Genomic DNA, 14814 nt, shown 5'->3' on the forward strand with positions numbered 1-14814 from the left:
CGCAAAAGGCGCACGACGGGGGCCGACTCGGTTCGCCAGGAGTTCGACCCGTTGTGAAAATGGGACCGTTCCCTGATCCTCCGACCTGCTCCCACGCTGGTGATGTTGAGCGGGACACCCTTTTCTCGTCTGTCGCGAGGAGGGCCAGAACCAGGTCGTTCTGTCCGCCGGAGACGGTATAACGGACCGGGTAGCGCTCTGTTCGATCGAGGAACAAGGAGATCGACATGCTGGACCGGCAGCTCTTCGATGACGGTGTCGAGATCGGTGGGCACGGCGCGGTTGCCATCGAAGATGGCAAGCCCTACTTCATGGGTGCGGGCTTCGAGCCGCCAGATGGACTGTCAGACAAGGCTGTACAGTTGACGGGACCGGTAGCGGAGACGCTGGCGACACAGGTGAATCCCGTACGCCCTTGGGTGGCGATTCGTGGTCGCTGGCGTGGCCGTGGAATCGAATTGACTGATGCGGAGATCCTCGACCGGTCGCCGGTGCCGGGCGAGTCTGTTGATCGCCCGGCCGTACCCTGCGATGCCCCTTCCGGTGGATGGGTCGGCCATCCGAATCCGCGTAAGGAGTGGACGGACGAGGAGAAAGAGCTGCGCAGTTCTGGCGTTGTCGTTTCGCGGACCTCCGTCGAGATAGAAGACGGCAGTTACGTTTTCGTGTTTCTGGTATCCGATCGTGCCGCCGCAACGGCAGCACTCCACCAGCTCTACGACGCGAACTCCATATGCGTCACACTGGCACGATGGACTGCGGATACGCAGCGGGAAACGATGCGTGCTCTGATCGACCCCAGTTCCCCGTGGTCGGACGTCTTGTTCGGATTCGGTCAGTCTCCCGACGCCGAGGGGCAGAATCATATTGTCGCGGAACCGCTGGCGGTGACCGGCGAGCTCGAGCGTTGGCTACGAGACCAGCCGGATGGCCTTGTCGAACTACACCCCGCGTTGTGGAAACTCGTTCAGTCGATCGACAGGTTGTAGGAGCTGGGCAGGCCGGTTGATGACGAACCAGTTCGCGGCGAGCGTCAGAGGTACGACGAATTGCGCAGCGGGGATTCAGCGAGCCGCAATCAACTCGGGCAGAAAGAACGTGGACGAAGTCGACGATCAGTGTGAAGAAGCGTATCGAAACGCTCGGATGGCGGCGAATAGCTTCTTCACTTTGCCGGGCACTGTGACTTTTCCGAAAGCGGAGCTGTCGACGCTGCCCGCAAGATGCGTCTGTAACTTGCGGAAGCTGTCGACTTGCCGACTGAGGGCGTCTATGTCGACGACATCGTCGTTCGTTTCGGCGAGTAGATACTGCGGCATAGTGATAAGGGAGACAGCGGGTATGTGGTGCTGCAACAGGGGTTCGCCTTCTCCGAACTGCACGATCGGCCCGGGCTTGACGGGGTGTCCTTTCCCGACTTCGACGCCACTCCAGGTGCTACGCACGAGTTCGGCGAGTTCAGCGGTCGTTGCGTAGAGCAGCTCCGGTTCCAAGGTGCCGCTTGGTCCGTAGTGACCGGAAGTCGAGTCGACACTGTAATGCTTCGCTCCGAGGTGCTCGATCGCGAGGCCAGCAACGGCATGAAGTCCGCCGCCCGTCGGTGACCACAGTTCGGGGTGCTTGTCGAGCCAGGCGGTCGTGGCTTGTCCGTGCTTGGTGACGGCAGGAATGCGCAGGTGACCGGCGGTGTAGACGAACACAATCGTCCGGTTGTGCGGGACGGTCACTGCCTCGTGTGCAAGCGCCAGGAGAGCGAGATGACCGTTTTCTTCGACTGCGTTCCCGCCGTCGCTGTGAGTGACAACCAGGACTGCTTCCTTCGCCTGCGGTCCCGTGCCGGGCGAGACGGCCCATAGCGTGTCCATCGAGGCTCCGGGTGTCCGGTCAGCAGCGAGTGTCAGTGTGGCTTCTTCCCCCGCTTCGGCAGCACGAACGAGGGCGTCCGCTTCGGACTCGGGTGCCCATACCGCTGGAATCCCCTGGTAGTCACGGGTGAACGGGAGGTACTGGGCATGCGCGGCGCTATCGGGGAGGTCGCGCCAGATGGCGACAACGCCGAGGACCCCCGCTTTGCGTGCTCTCGCCAAGTCGGTTCCAGCGAGTTCCGACCCGACGACGGGATTCGAGAGCGTGTGAAACGGCAATTCCCCGCCCCACGTGTCGAAGAGCAGATGAGCCGGAACGTCGATGTTGCGGGCCTCGATCACGGCGATCTTGCCGGACGCCGATTTCCAGTTCTTCAATCGTCCGCGCAGCATGATCAGTGGCCCGGTAACCCCCGCTGCCGGTGTTTCGCCAGAATATGGCCACGCCGAACTCAGAACGATGCTGCGCCCCTTGACGGTAAGGCCTATCTGGTCGGGGGTGGCATCCCACCGCTCGAACGAGTGCGAGTCCCGATTCACATCGAGACCCAGGTCGGTCAGGTCAAGTGCGACCTCCTCGATGAGCGCACGGTGGGCATCGTTGCCCGAGCTACGCGGGCCCAGTTCCTGCAGCCGGCGAATTTTTGCAGCGTAATCGTTCATAGTTTCCTCCGTTGCGATAAAGACGCGATGGACTGTGACGAGCGATGCCCGAGCCCTAGGACGTCGTGCTCGAGGGCAGGTGAACTCTGCGAGTACATCCCACGCGGCCAACGCGGAATTGGACAAGGACTGTTTCTCGCCCTAGCTGCCGAATGCGAAAACCACACAATCGAGATCATACGCAAACCTCACGAACGGGCAACTCCGACTGCGGCATTGGTCACAGCATCGAGTCCGCCCAAACCTCTGCAGCACGGACGTGGACAACTCCGTCGTGGTCGTCCGATGGACGGCGATGTCACAGATCCCACGAATCGACACCTCCCCGCGGCTATCGACGAAAACACCAGTGCCACAGTACTCGTGGGCGGCGCAGCGTCGATCTGTCTGCATCTGAGCAGTACTTTCTCGGCCACACCAAGATCCCGGACAAGCAGATCAGCAAGGGCTGCACCGAGGACGCCCAGAAGCCACTACGCGCAATACTCGACGCGGATGTACTTCGCATGAGGTCATGAATTTTCTGTGACGAGTTTTGTTCTGTGGTGCCTCAGGAATTTCGTATCAACGGCACGCAACCGGCCATCACTGAATCGGTGTATTCGGGCCAAGGCATTTCATCGCTGTCCGGGTGGGATGCGAGGGGTGCGGCGTGGGCGAACTGGGCTTCGCGTTTGCCGTCGGCCATCATGAACAGATGACCGTGCCTCGCGCTACTTCGGCGCTGCTGAATGCCCTGGAGGCCGACGGGCACGTGGTCGGCCCCACGGTGTCGCGCATCCGAGAAGAAATCACTGCATATGCTTCAGTTTCCGACGCTGCCATCGCAGCGGCCGCTGAACGCAACTTACGTAGAGCGGTGCGCACGCTTCGAGACGGCACAGTGCCAGAAATGCAGGACATCTGGGAAGCCGACACCTCCATCAAGGAGAGGCTGCGTGCCGGAGTCCCCATCGAGGATGTGATGGCCGGGTTTCGCGTGTCGATTTCATGCATTCAGGATCGCCTCGTGGAGCTCGCCGCAGAACTGAAGATCGAAGGATCCGAGGTGGTCCGATTGACGCGCGTGTTGTGGAAACTCGGCGACGTCTTCTCGGCCCAAGCGGCATCCAGCTACCGACAGTATGGAGTGGCGAGCGAACTGGCCGAACAACGCCTGAGGGACGAGATGCTGCTGGCACTTTTGGCCGGCCCTGTTGCGGCCGAGTCCTTCGACCGCGGGATGGCCGTACTCGGGCTCGATCGTCACGGATTGTATGTTCCGTTTGTCACTCGCCGCACCGATGCCGCAGATTCGGCGACACTCCAACGAGCCCTCGCCGGTCACTCGCGAGGTGAGGTGTGCATCGTCGTGCCGAAGGGACAACAGCTCCTGGGACTGATGTCGCGAATACCGAAGGCAATCGACGATGTTGCCCTCGCTGTAGGCCCGGCGACTGAGCCGGCTCGCCTGCACAATGCGTTCGCCGTTGCCAAACGCGTGCTCGATGCGACAGCTCCCACCGAATTGGGGGTGCACAGCCTCGACACTCTTGGGTGGCGGCTCGGGGTGCCGATGGATTCCGAACTCGCCGCTTTTCTTCGCAAGCGCCACCTCGATCCGTTGCACAGAACGCGCGGTTCGGCAGCACCGATCATCGCTGCAGTACGAGCCTTCTTGGAACACAACCGCAGCATCCCCCTTGCCGCTGATGCGATGCACGTGCATGTCAATACCTTGCGATACCGCCTTGCGCGGTTCGAGGAACTGACCGGCGAATCACTGTCGAACACCGACACGATCATCGAACTGTCGTGGGCCCTCCGATCTGACGACATCGCAACTTCGTAGCCAGTTACGAACAGCGCAGCCGAACCTTGGTCCCCTGTCCGTAGTTTCGGTGTGATCTGGATCGCATAGTTGAGTCGTCGTGCAGCACCACCGCTCGACGCCCACCAGCGGCCACGGAGGCCGCCATCGCGTACCGGAGACAACTGTGACCGAAAAACAACTCAGCTCGAACCGAACTGTTCTCGTGAAGCCGCCGAATCGGGCCCGTCAGCTCGTGGCCGTATCGGTTGGCAATGCTGTGGAGTGGTTCGACTGGTACATCTACTCCATTCTGGCCATATACTTCGCGGGTCAGTTCTTTCCCAAAACGAGCGAAGACAGCCTCCTTCCTCTGTTGTCGACGCTCGCGATCTTCGCGGTAGGGTTCTTCGCTCGGCCGGTCGGCGGGCTCGTCATCGGTGTTCTGGCAGATCGATTCGGTCGACGGCGTGCGCTGAGCGGAACAATCGTCGGCATGGGCATTGGGTCCTTGATGATCGGCGCTGTACCCACCTACGAACAGATCGGTGTCGCGGCACCGATCATTCTGCTGATCGCCCGCATCATCCAAGGCGCATCCGCAGGTGGCGAATACGCGGCCGGTTCGGCTTTCATCGTCGAGTCGGCCCCACCCGGTCGACGCGGGCTGTTCTCGAGCGTTCTCTACATCAGCGCGACGTCGGCCAACCTCACCGCCATCGGCCTCAGTGCCCTCCTTGCCACCACTCTGTCCTCGGAGAACATGACGTCCTGGGGTTGGCGCATTCCGTTCATCCTCGGATCGGTTGCGGCCATGGTCGGCCTGTGGGTGCGCCGACACGCCCAAGAAACCCTGCACGAGGACGTCATCGACAAGCCCAAGAGCGCCCGCGTCGGCATGTTCGACTTCTTCCGAGAGCACCCCAAGTCCGCTCTACAGATCTTCGGTCTCACCGCTGCGCCAGCTCTTGCCTTCTACGTTTGGACCGCTTACCTTCCGACCTACGCCAGTATCACGGTCGGCTTCGATGTGCAGAAGGGCCTGATCACCGGCGTGATCTCCCTGACGATCTTCTTGCTCGCGTTGCCGTTGTTCGGTGCATTGTCGGACCGGGTCGGCCGCAAACCCCTGCTCGTCACGTTCGGGCTGTTCTTCACCATCGCGACGGTCCCGCTGCTGTCCTCACTACAACCCACCATGGGGAGTTTGCTGTTCGTCCAGATCACGGGCCTGCTTTTCATCGCAGCATGGGCAAGTATCAGCGCAGCTATAGTCGCGGAGCTCTTTCCGTCCAGACTGCGAAGTTCCGGCATCGGATTCCCGTACGCGTTGGCCGTGGCGGTATTCGGTGGAACGGGCCCCTACATTGCAACGTGGTTGGTGGAGATCGGGCAAGGCGATCGCTTCGCCTGGTACATCGCGGCGGTCGCAGCCGTGAGCACAGCGGTCTATCTCTTCCTTCCGGAAACTGGCAAAAGCACTCTCCGATAATAGATTTCGGTTCTCTATCGCAGGTACACAGAAACAGACCACGAAAGAAATACATGAGTTCACGCGTATGGGTCGCCGGAGTGGGAATGACCCCCTTCGGGATACACCCTGACAGTTCCAACTACGACCTTGCACGAAGTGCAACCCGCGACGCACTCAGCGACGCTGACGTCACGGCGAATATCGGCATGATCGACGCGGCGTTCTACGCCACCGCCGCCCACGGGTTCCTCGAAGGCCAGGCGACCATTTCGGGGCAGATCGCTCTGCGCGGAATGGGCATCGACAAGATACCGGTGCACAATGTCGAAAATGCCTGTGCAACCGGTGCATCCGCATTCAACCTCGCAGTGACACACGTTCGTGCGGGCGAGGCGGACGTGGCCTTGGCCGTCGGCGCGGAAAAGATGCACGTCGGGGATCCGCAGAAGACGATGTCGTTGTTCGAAGCGGGGTTCGATGTCACCGATCGTGGTGCCCTCGAACAGACCCTGGTGGAGCTCGGCGGTGACCTGGACGAACCGGACCTCGGGCACCGGTCGATCTTCATGGACATCTACGCCGCGATGGCGAGAAATCACATGCGTATCTACGGCTCGACACCGCAGCAGATCGCGGCAGTGAGCGCCAAGAATCACGCACACGCCGTCGAGAACTCCCGCGCGCACTATCGTCGCGCACTGTCGGTCGCTGACGTTCTCGCAGCACGGCGGCTGTCACATCCCTTGACCGTCCCGATGTGCGCACCGGTCACTGACGGCGGCGCGGCGGTCATCGTGTGCAGCGATGCAGGACTCGCGCGGCTGCACGCTGACCATCCCATCGAGGTCCTGGCCACCGTAGTCGGCACAGGCACGGACCGAGACACCACCACCTTCGACGGGCATCTTGCACAGCACGTCGCCGAACGTGCATACGACAAGGCCGGCGTCGGGCCCGACCAGGTCGACGTGGCTGAGGTGCACGATGCAACAGCATTCGCCGAGATCCTGCAATCGGAAATGCTCGGGTTGGTCCCGCCCGGCGAGGGCGGAGCGGCGGCAGAACGCGGCCACACCAGCATCGGCGGCAGCATCCCGATCAATCCCTCCGGAGGCCTCGAATCCAAGGGCCACCCCCTCGGTGCGACGGGGCTCGGACAGATCTTCGAGCTCACCGACCAACTTCGTGGTCGCGCAGGTGCCCGACAGGTCGTCGGTGCCCGAATCGCCCTGGCCGAGAACGGGGGCGGATTTCACCGCGGCGAAGAAGCCGTCACCTCCGTCGTCATCTTGAAAGGAAAATAACCGATGGCCATCGTCGACTTCTTCGACCGCGGATGGCGTGCTGGGCCGCACGCCATCGCCTACCGAACACACAAGGAGATCTGGACTTACCAGGACGCCGGCGAGATGTCCTGCCGGATCGCCAATGCCCTGTTGAACATGGGACTACGGCGTGAGAGCACTGTCGCGGTGCTCTCGCCGAACGCGCCACTCGCATGGATCTGTGTGCTCGGGGTGTGGCGAGCAGGCGGCGCGTGGGTTCCGCTCAATCCGGCGAATCCCGTGACCGAAACCGCAACACTCCTACAGCGTTTCGATGTCGAGGTCTTGTTCTACGATCCTTCGCTCCGCGCTCACGTGGATCACTTGCGACAACTCGATACCGGCATCACCCTGATCGCGCTGAGCGATGACGAAAACGCACTCGATCTCACCGACTGGGTCGCACCGCATCCGGCGACTCCGCCCGACATCGACTACCGCATGGACGATGTCATCGCCGTATCGCCGACTGGAGGAACAACGGGTGAACCCAAGGGCGTGATGAACACGCATCGAAGCTTTTCGGTCATGGTGATCCACCAGATGCTTGCGTTGACCTACCAAGCACACGAGCCTGTGGTGAACCTGGCGGCGGCACCGATGACGCACACCGCCGGGGTTCTGACACTGCAGACTTCCGCTCGGGGCGGGACGGTCGTCGTCATAGAGCGTGCAGCACCGGATCTCATCCTGACGGCGATCGAGACCTACGGTGTGACAGAGATATTCCTACCGCCGACCGTCGTCTACCGATTGCTCGACGTTCTGGCCACTCGCGCGGCCGACACCTCGACTCTGCGCTACCTACTCTATGCAGCCGCTCCGATGTCGAGCGAAAAACTGCGTCTGGGCCTAGAGCGTTTGGGGCCGGTTTTCATCGAGTGCTATGGGCAGATGGAAGCGCCTGCTGGCATCAGCTTTCTCCGACCCGAGGAGCACCTCGTCGACGGCAACATCGCGCCCGACGACCGGTTGTCTTCTTGCGGCAGACCGTATCCGTTGGTCGACGTCGAAGTGAAGGACCCCGACACCGGGCAGCGACTCGCACACAACGAAACCGGCGAGATCTGCGTACGTGGCGACCTGGTGATGAAGGGCTACTACAAGGACCCGATCAAAACTGCCGACGTAATCAAGGACGGCTGGCTGCACACCGGAGACCTTGGCCGCATCGACGGCGAGGGCTACCTTCACCTGACCGATCGCAAGAAGGACATGATCATTACCGGAGGTTTCAATGTCTACCCTGGCCAGGTCGAACAGGTGATCTGGGGCCATCCGGCTGTCGAGGACTGCGCAGTGGTCGGTGCCCCCGATGACGACTGGGGCGAACGCGTCACGGCAGTCATCGAACTCAAACCCGGCCACGACGCGGGAGAAGACGAAATCATCGCCCTCTGTCGGAACGCATTGGGGGGCGTACGCACGCCCAAGCAGGTGTTCTTCGTCGACCGTTTGCCACGCAGCGTAAACGGAAAGGTGCTCAAAAAAGAAGTCCGACAGACATTTTGGACCACTTCCGTTCGCCAGATCTGAACAAGAGGGAAAGCAATGAACGAGCTGAAAAACAAGATCGCCGTCGTCGCCGGAGCAGGATGTATCGGAACAGGATTAGGAAATGGCCGCGCCACAGCCATCACCTTCGCCAGAGAAGGTGCGACGGTCATCTGCGCCGACATGGATACCGAATCGGCCACGGCAACAGCTGAAATGATCCGGGACGAAGGTAACGACGCCCACGTGCTGACCCTCGATATCACCGACGTGAGCCAGGTCGCCGATGCCGTCCGCACAATTCTCGATCAGCATGGACGCATCGATGTTCTCGACAACAACGTCGGGATCGCTGCCGTAGGAGGTGTTACCGACGTCGAGCCAACGGACTGGGAACGCGTTTTCAAGGTCAATCTCGACGGTGCCTTCAACACCATGCGACATGTCATTCCAGCAATGGTGGCACAAGGTGGTGGCAGTATCGTCAACATCTCCTCGGTGGCAAGTATCCGATGGAGCGGAGTCGCATATGCCGGCTACTACGCCAGCAAAGCCGCGTTGAACCACCTGTCCCGAACCACGGCTGCTGAATTCGCCGACCGTGGTGTCCGAGTCAATTCCGTGTTGCCCGGCTTGATCAAAACACCGATGGTGGAGAGCGTCTCAGGAATCGCCGAGGCGTACACCAGCACCGACGTCGAACAAATGTGGCGCAAACGTGATCGGCAGGTACCCATGGGTCGCATGGGAGAGGCCTGGGATGTCGCACACGCTGCACTCTTCTTGGCCAGCGACCGCGCCAAGTACATCACCGGTGCAGAGTTGGTCGTAGATGGCGGGATTTCACTAGGGATGGGCCGAGCGAGCTGATCACCCTCGTTCAACGGGCGTCCGCCGCCGTGCACCGGCGGCCGCCCGTTGAGAACCGGCCCGATAGCAGAGGCATATTCGCTCGATCGCGCGAGGGTGCTTGTAGCTTCATCACCCGGTTCGGTCGCAGATCCCCACAGGGTGTGTTCTTCATCGGTGGAGCAATCCGAAGAGAGAGCACACCGGGAGTCCGGCAATGGGCCTGCTCGCCTCATTCGCGGCCGCACGAGTCGGCCTGGGTGTCAATTCTCTCGCCCAGCGCACAGGGGCCCAGCCGCTTCACGACTTGTGCGCGACATCTCGGCGCTGCAGCTCACCGATAGTCGTGGTCGATTCCCGTTGCCCATTGCGAACATTCGACGGCAACCACATCGTCTCGACCCCGCAGGAAGTTCCGCGCACCGAAGTCGCCCGACGCCGACGCCGCGGCTGCATCGAAATGTCGGCCCGCCAGAACCACCGGGTGGCCGGGACGTCCGTCGAACACCGCTCGTGACAGGCCGGTCTCGGCCGCCGCGTCGAGCACGGCCCGCACCACATCGGGTCCGACATCCGGGGTATCGACCACGTGCACCACCGCGTACTCCGCGTTCGATGCCGCGGCCAGCCCGGCTCTGAACGATGCGCTCATCCCCCGATGCCAATCGGGCGCGAGGACAGCAGTCGCACCGTCCGGCACAGAGGTCTCGGCCGCACCCAGCACCACCACCACGCGGTCACAGCCACCGTCGCGCAATGCCTGCACGGCCGCGCGGAGCCACGCCCCGTCGTGCGCGAGCACCTTGGGCGATCCGTACCGTGTTCCTGCACCGGCAGCCAGCAGCACGCCGACGGCACACTCCGACACATCTGCTCCTTCGATCATTCGGCCGCGTCTTGGATATTCGCACAACTCCTGCGGCGACTACGTCCAAAAGTTTGTACTTGCTCGACTAGCGAGGATAGGCGTGATGGCTGATTCTTAGTGCACTTCTCCTGCAGCGTCGCAGGAATCCTGCCCTGTTGCTTCCGCGAGGTGCCACCATGTCCGTTTTGCCCACCACACGCAGACGCGTCCATCCCGTCGACGAGGTTCTCCCTGCTCCGAAACTTGCAGCGTACGGATTTCAGCACGTCGTCGCGTTCTATGCCGGCGCGGTGCTGGTGCCGATCATCATCGGCAGCGCGATCGGACTGACCAACGAACAATTGATCCACCTGATCAACGCCGATCTGTTCACCTGCGGCATCGCGTCGATCATTCAATCGGTGGGGTTCTGGAAGATCGGTGTGCGTCTTCCGCTGCTGCAGGGCGTGACATTTGCCGGAGTCTCACCGGTCATCGCCATCGCGATGGCCAACGGCGGCGGCACCGAGGGGTTGCTGTACGTCTACGGGGCCGTCATCGTGGCCGGACTGGTCACCTTCTTCATGGCACCGTACTTCAGCAAGTTGCTGCGCTTCTTCCCGCCGGTGGTGACCGGCACCGTCATCACGATCATCGGCGTCGCTCTGCTCCCGGTGGCCGTGAACGATGCGGTGACCAATCCCTCTACCCACGAACAGGATCCGACCAACGGACGCTGGATGGCGTATGCGATCGGCACGTTGTTGATCATCGTGCTCATCCAACGGTTCTTCAAGGGGTTCATGGCCACCATCGCGGTATTGCTGGGGCTCGTGATCGGCAGTGCCGTGGCATTCATTCTGGGAGACATGAACTTCGACGGTACGTCCGACGCGTCGTGGGTTGGCTTCACCCAGCCCTTCCTGTTCGGTGTACCCAAATTCAGTGTCATCGCCATCATTTCGATGATCGTCGTCATGCTCATCATCGCGGTCGAAACCACCGGCAGTGTGTATGCGACCGGCGAGATCGTCGGCAAGCGCATCAAGAAGGACGATATCGCCGCGACTCTGCGCGCCGACGGAGTTGCCACCGTCATCGGCGGCACGTTCAACTCGTTCCCGTACACGGCCTTCTCCGAGAACGTCGGTCTGGTTCGCCTGACCGGTGTTCGCAGTCGGTGGGTGGTGGCGGCGGCAGGCGGATTCATGATTCTGCTCGGCCTGCTCCCCAAGACTGCCGCGGTCGTCGCGTCCATCCCCCCACCCGTGCTCGGCGGTGCAGCGTTGGCTCTGTTCGCGACGGTCGCCGTGGTCGGAATCCAGACACTGTCGAAGGTCGACTTCACCGACCACCGCAATCTGATCATCGTCGCCACCAGCCTCGGACTTGCGATGCTCGTGACCATTCAGCCCACGGTCTCGGAGGGCGTTCCCGATTGGCTCGAAATGCTGTTCGGCAGCGGAATCGTGCTCGGCGCGGTCTCGGCGATCGTGCTCAATGTCTTGTTCTTCCACATCGGAAATCGCGGCCAGGCCGTAGCCGGCGGCCCGGGGAAGGGAATCACCCTCGACCGGGTCAACGAGATGTCCTCCGAGGAGTTCGCCGATACCTTCGGCGGACTGGTGCAGGGCACTCCGTGGGTGGTCGAGCGCGCCTATCAGCAACGACCGTTCGCCGATGCTCACGGTCTGCGCGAAGCGTTCCAGGAAGCACTCCTCGCCGGCACCACCGAAGAACAGATCGAACTCATCAAGCGCTATCCGGATCTCGGCAGCGAGGATGCGACGGGCACCCTCAACGCGGCCGATCACGTCGGATTGTCCAACCTCGAGGAGGACGAACACGACAACATCGTCCAGCTCGCCGCCGAATACCGCGAGCACTTCGGCTTCCCGCTGGTGATCTGCGCCCGAGAGACCGAACGCTACGATCGAGTTCTGGCCAACGGGTGGTCTCGGGTGGAGAATGCGCCGTCGGCGGAACGGTCGTTCGCGATGATCGAGATAGCCAAGATCGCGAACTACCGATTCGATGATCTCGTGGCCGATGCCAACCCGATTGCGGCCGCGCGGTTCGGTCGCATCAACGACTTCAGATAGCGAGCGAGAGTGCTACACGAATGGATAGGGCTCGACGGGTTCAATCGGCTCACTGATCGGCAAGCGATGCATGCGTTGTACGAGTGCTGCGCATCATCGATCTGGGCCCGTCGAGTCGCCTCGGGCCGACCCTTCGACAGTCGAGACCTGCTGTTGGACAGGGCAGATCGAGTGCTCGCCGAACTGCCCGAGCCCGAGATCGATCATGCGCTGGACGGGCATCCTCGGATCGGCGGCAACGCCGACAACCCGTCGTCGAAGCGCGAGCAGGCCGCGGTGACGACGGCAGGTACCGAGGTGCGGGAAAAGCTGGCCGCGGCCAATCGCGCCTACGAAGCCAAATTCGGGCACGTCTACCTGGTCTGCGCCACCGGGAGGTCGGCGGAGGAGTTGCTCGCTATTCTCGACGAGAGACTCGACAACGATGCCGAAACCGAAAGACGGGTGCTGCGCGTGGAACTGGCGAAGATCAATCGGATTCGTCTCGGCCGCATGCTAGGCCCGGAGCAGTGACCGGACTGTCGACCCACGTGCTCGACGCAACCTCGGGCACACCCGCGGTGGGCATGCGGGTGCGGTTGTTCCACCCGGACGAGGGCGTGATCGCCACAGCCACCACGGACGGGGACGGACGCATCGGTGACTTAGTACCGGGACCGATCGCTCCCGGCGTCTACCGCCTGTCCTTCGACACGGGCGACTATTTCGAGGCGAGGGCGACACCGACCTTCTACCCCGAGGTGTCCATCTCGTTCACCGTCGCGGATCCCGATGCTCACTATCACGTGCCATTGCTGTTGTCCCCCTTCGCTTATTCGACCTATCGCGGGAGCTGACATGACCGACCTGACCGGCAAGATCGTCCTCGGATCCAATCAGTACGGCAAAGCGGAGAACCGTGTCGTGCGGATCTACCGAGACTCACCGCGCCACGAGATCCACGACATCAACGTCTCGAGCGCGCTGCGCGGCAACTTCTCCCCCGCACACCTGGTGGGTGATCAATCCAACGTGCTGCCCACCGACACCCAGAAGCAGACGGCGTACGCGTACGCGAAGACCAAGGGGCTTGTGCACCTCGAGAGCTACGGCCTCGCGCTCGCTCGCCACTACGTCGACGATGTCGAACCCGTCGACGGTGCTCTCATCGAGCTCGAAGAGTACGCCTGGGCTCGCGCGGTCATCGACGGCGTCGAGCACGATCACACGTGGACACGCAAGGGTGAGGAGATCCGAACCTCGGCAGTGACCGTCGAAGGCACAGGCGATGCGCAACAGACGTGGGTGATCAGCGGCTTCAAGGACATGGTGATCCTGAAGTCGACGGGTTCGGAGTTCCACGGGTTTCTCGAGGACGACCTGACGATTCTCGAGCCCACCACCGACCGCGTCATGGCCACGTCACTGACGGCCCAATGGCGTTACACCACCACCGATGTCGAATGGGACGCGGTGTACGCGGGGGTGAAGGAGGTGATGATCGAGCGGTTCGCCAATCTGCAGTCGCTGGCGCTGCAGCAGACGTTGTACGCCATGGGTGAAGCCGTGCTCGAGCAGTTCCCGTTCATCGCCGAGATCAGGATGTCGGCACCGAACAAACATCACTTCGTCTACCACCTGGGCAGATTCGGTATCGAGAACAACCTGGAGGTGTTCAACGCCGACGATCGGCCCTACGGTCTGATTCAGGCAACGATCGAACGCGAGGATGCCCCCGACGCCGGAAGCGCCTGGAATACCTTCTCGGTCGTCGGGTAAAGACCTGCACTCACGTGTGCAGGGCCGCAATCCACTCCACCAGTGGCGTGAGGGCACGCCATGCATCGCGCACTTCGATTGCGGCCTTCGGGGTCTTCAACCAGTCGGGTGAACCGAAATGCTTCCCGGCTGTGAGCGATTTGTGGCGCAATAGGTCGATCCGCGGGTGATCGAGCTGGTACCCCCGAGGCTTGGTAGCAAGCTTGTCGCCGCCGATCTCGTATCCGGCCTCGGCCAGAGTCTCCACGATCCCCTCGAGTTCGGCTCCCCGCACGTCGTCGTCGACGGTACGGCGGTACCGCGCGATCGCGTCGGAAGAACCGTGGTAGAACCCGCCTGCGACGAAGAGCCCGGCCGGGTCTATCTGCACGTAGTACCCGAGACTGTCACCGCGAGCTACGAATCCACCCTGATGGGTCTTGTACGGGGTCTTGTCCTTGGAGAATCGAACGTCTCGGTACGGGCGGAAGATCTTGGCGCTACCGAACTCCGGTTCGAGATCGGCGAGCAACGCAGTCATCGGTCCCTTGACGGCGCTCTCGTACACCTGTTTGTGTTCGTTCCACCAGTGCTTGCTGTTGTCGGCTTCGAGGTCCTCGTAGAAGTCCAGTGCAGCGAATGGGATTCCGGTGAAACCAGTCATCTTTC

The 14814-nt window shown here is 61.9% G+C and carries 13 protein-coding genes; 10 read left to right on the plus strand and 3 right to left on the minus strand.

Features of this window, described 5'->3' with window-relative positions; translation table 11 throughout:
* Positions 1-227: 227 nt before the first annotated feature.
* Positions 228-989: a hypothetical protein gene (locus ACOQFP_RS22930; protein ID WP_421585649.1), complete on the plus strand. Its 762-nt coding sequence runs from the start codon at positions 228-230 to the stop codon at positions 987-989.
* Positions 990-1115: 126 nt separating this feature from the next.
* On the opposite strand, the gene ACOQFP_RS22935 is transcribed toward ACOQFP_RS22930, so the two are convergent.
* Positions 1116-2528: a hypothetical protein gene (locus tag ACOQFP_RS22935; protein ID WP_341245267.1), complete on the minus strand. Its 1413-nt coding sequence runs from the start codon at positions 2526-2528 to the stop codon at positions 1116-1118.
* A 697-nt stretch (positions 2529-3225) separates the two neighbouring features.
* Between ACOQFP_RS22935 and ACOQFP_RS22940 the strand changes: the two genes are divergently transcribed.
* The 5 genes from ACOQFP_RS22940 to ACOQFP_RS22960 all read left to right on the plus strand — a co-directional run bounded on the left by ACOQFP_RS22940 (position 3226) and on the right by ACOQFP_RS22960 (position 9480).
* Positions 3226-4359: a PucR family transcriptional regulator gene (locus ACOQFP_RS22940; protein ID WP_421585650.1), complete on the plus strand. Its 1134-nt coding sequence runs from the start codon at positions 3226-3228 to the stop codon at positions 4357-4359.
* 184 nt (positions 4360-4543) lie between these two features.
* Complete coding sequence (locus tag ACOQFP_RS22945) at positions 4544-5809, plus strand: MFS transporter (RefSeq protein ID WP_421585651.1); 1266 nt, start codon at positions 4544-4546, stop codon at positions 5807-5809.
* Positions 5810-5862: 53 nt separating this feature from the next.
* Entirely contained in the window at positions 5863-7095 is a 1233-nt protein-coding gene (locus ACOQFP_RS22950; protein WP_341243806.1) for a thiolase family protein, read from the plus strand.
* Between the two features lie 3 nt (positions 7096-7098).
* Complete coding sequence (locus ACOQFP_RS22955) at positions 7099-8652, plus strand: class I adenylate-forming enzyme family protein (RefSeq protein WP_421585652.1); 1554 nt, start codon at positions 7099-7101, stop codon at positions 8650-8652.
* A gap of 15 nt (positions 8653-8667) precedes the next feature.
* Positions 8668-9480: an SDR family NAD(P)-dependent oxidoreductase gene (locus ACOQFP_RS22960; protein WP_341243804.1), complete on the plus strand. Its 813-nt coding sequence runs from the start codon at positions 8668-8670 to the stop codon at positions 9478-9480.
* Positions 9481-9793: 313 nt separating this feature from the next.
* On the opposite strand, the gene ACOQFP_RS22965 is transcribed toward ACOQFP_RS22960, so the two are convergent.
* On the minus strand, positions 9794-10327 hold the full coding sequence (locus ACOQFP_RS22965; RefSeq protein WP_421585653.1) for a nucleotidyltransferase family protein: 534 nt from the start codon (positions 10325-10327) through the stop codon (positions 9794-9796).
* Positions 10328-10503: 176 nt separating this feature from the next.
* Between ACOQFP_RS22965 and uraD (ACOQFP_RS22970) the strand changes: the two genes are divergently transcribed.
* The 4 genes from uraD (ACOQFP_RS22970) to pucL are packed head-to-tail and all read left to right on the plus strand — an operon-like array spanning position 10504 to position 14166.
* On the plus strand, positions 10504-12408 hold the full coding sequence (gene uraD / locus ACOQFP_RS22970) for a 2-oxo-4-hydroxy-4-carboxy-5-ureidoimidazoline decarboxylase (protein WP_206491631.1): 1905 nt from the start codon (positions 10504-10506) through the stop codon (positions 12406-12408).
* A 9-nt stretch (positions 12409-12417) separates the two neighbouring features.
* Positions 12418-12921: a 2-oxo-4-hydroxy-4-carboxy-5-ureidoimidazoline decarboxylase gene (gene uraD, locus ACOQFP_RS22975; protein WP_421585654.1), complete on the plus strand. Its 504-nt coding sequence runs from the start codon at positions 12418-12420 to the stop codon at positions 12919-12921.
* Positions 12918-13244: a hydroxyisourate hydrolase gene (gene uraH / locus ACOQFP_RS22980; protein ID WP_421585655.1), complete on the plus strand. Its 327-nt coding sequence runs from the start codon at positions 12918-12920 to the stop codon at positions 13242-13244. The genes uraD (ACOQFP_RS22975) and uraH overlap by 4 nt, the downstream gene beginning before the upstream one ends.
* A 1-nt stretch (position 13245) precedes the next feature.
* Positions 13246-14166 (plus strand): factor-independent urate hydroxylase, encoded by a 921-nt coding sequence (gene pucL, locus ACOQFP_RS22985; protein WP_421585656.1) that lies wholly within the window; start codon positions 13246-13248, stop codon positions 14164-14166.
* A 10-nt stretch (positions 14167-14176) separates the two neighbouring features.
* On the opposite strand, the gene ACOQFP_RS22990 is transcribed toward pucL, so the two are convergent.
* The gene (locus tag ACOQFP_RS22990; protein ID WP_341243799.1) at positions 14177-14809 is read right to left on the minus strand and encodes a DUF2461 domain-containing protein; all 633 of its coding nucleotides are present in this window, start codon (positions 14807-14809) and stop codon (positions 14177-14179) included.
* Positions 14810-14814 lie beyond the last annotated feature (5 nt).

The organism is Rhodococcus sp. MALMAid1271, assembly GCF_049195265.1.
In the GTDB taxonomy this organism is placed as follows: domain Bacteria; phylum Actinomycetota; class Actinomycetes; order Mycobacteriales; family Mycobacteriaceae; genus Rhodococcoides.

Bases quoted from the DNA above. Each gene is read 5' to 3' on its own strand.
- ACOQFP_RS22990 (WP_341243799.1), bottom strand. From the start codon at position 14,809: ATGACTGGTTTCACCGGAATCCCATTCGCTGCACTGGACTTCTACGAG.
- ACOQFP_RS22930 (WP_421585649.1), top strand. From the start codon at position 228: ATGCTGGACCGGCAGCTCTTCGATGACGGTGTCGAGATCGGTGGGCAC.
- ACOQFP_RS22935 (WP_341245267.1), bottom strand. From the start codon at position 2,528: ATGAACGATTACGCTGCAAAAATTCGCCGGCTGCAGGAACTGGGCCCG.
- ACOQFP_RS22955 (WP_421585652.1), top strand. From the start codon at position 7,099: ATGGCCATCGTCGACTTCTTCGACCGCGGATGGCGTGCTGGGCCGCAC.
- ACOQFP_RS22960 (WP_341243804.1), top strand. From the start codon at position 8,668: ATGAACGAGCTGAAAAACAAGATCGCCGTCGTCGCCGGAGCAGGATGT.
- ACOQFP_RS22940 (WP_421585650.1), top strand. From the start codon at position 3,226: ATGACCGTGCCTCGCGCTACTTCGGCGCTGCTGAATGCCCTGGAGGCC.
- pucL (WP_421585656.1), top strand. From the start codon at position 13,246: ATGACCGACCTGACCGGCAAGATCGTCCTCGGATCCAATCAGTACGGC.
- ACOQFP_RS22950 (WP_341243806.1), top strand. From the start codon at position 5,863: ATGAGTTCACGCGTATGGGTCGCCGGAGTGGGAATGACCCCCTTCGGG.
- uraD (WP_206491631.1), top strand. From the start codon at position 10,504: ATGTCCGTTTTGCCCACCACACGCAGACGCGTCCATCCCGTCGACGAG.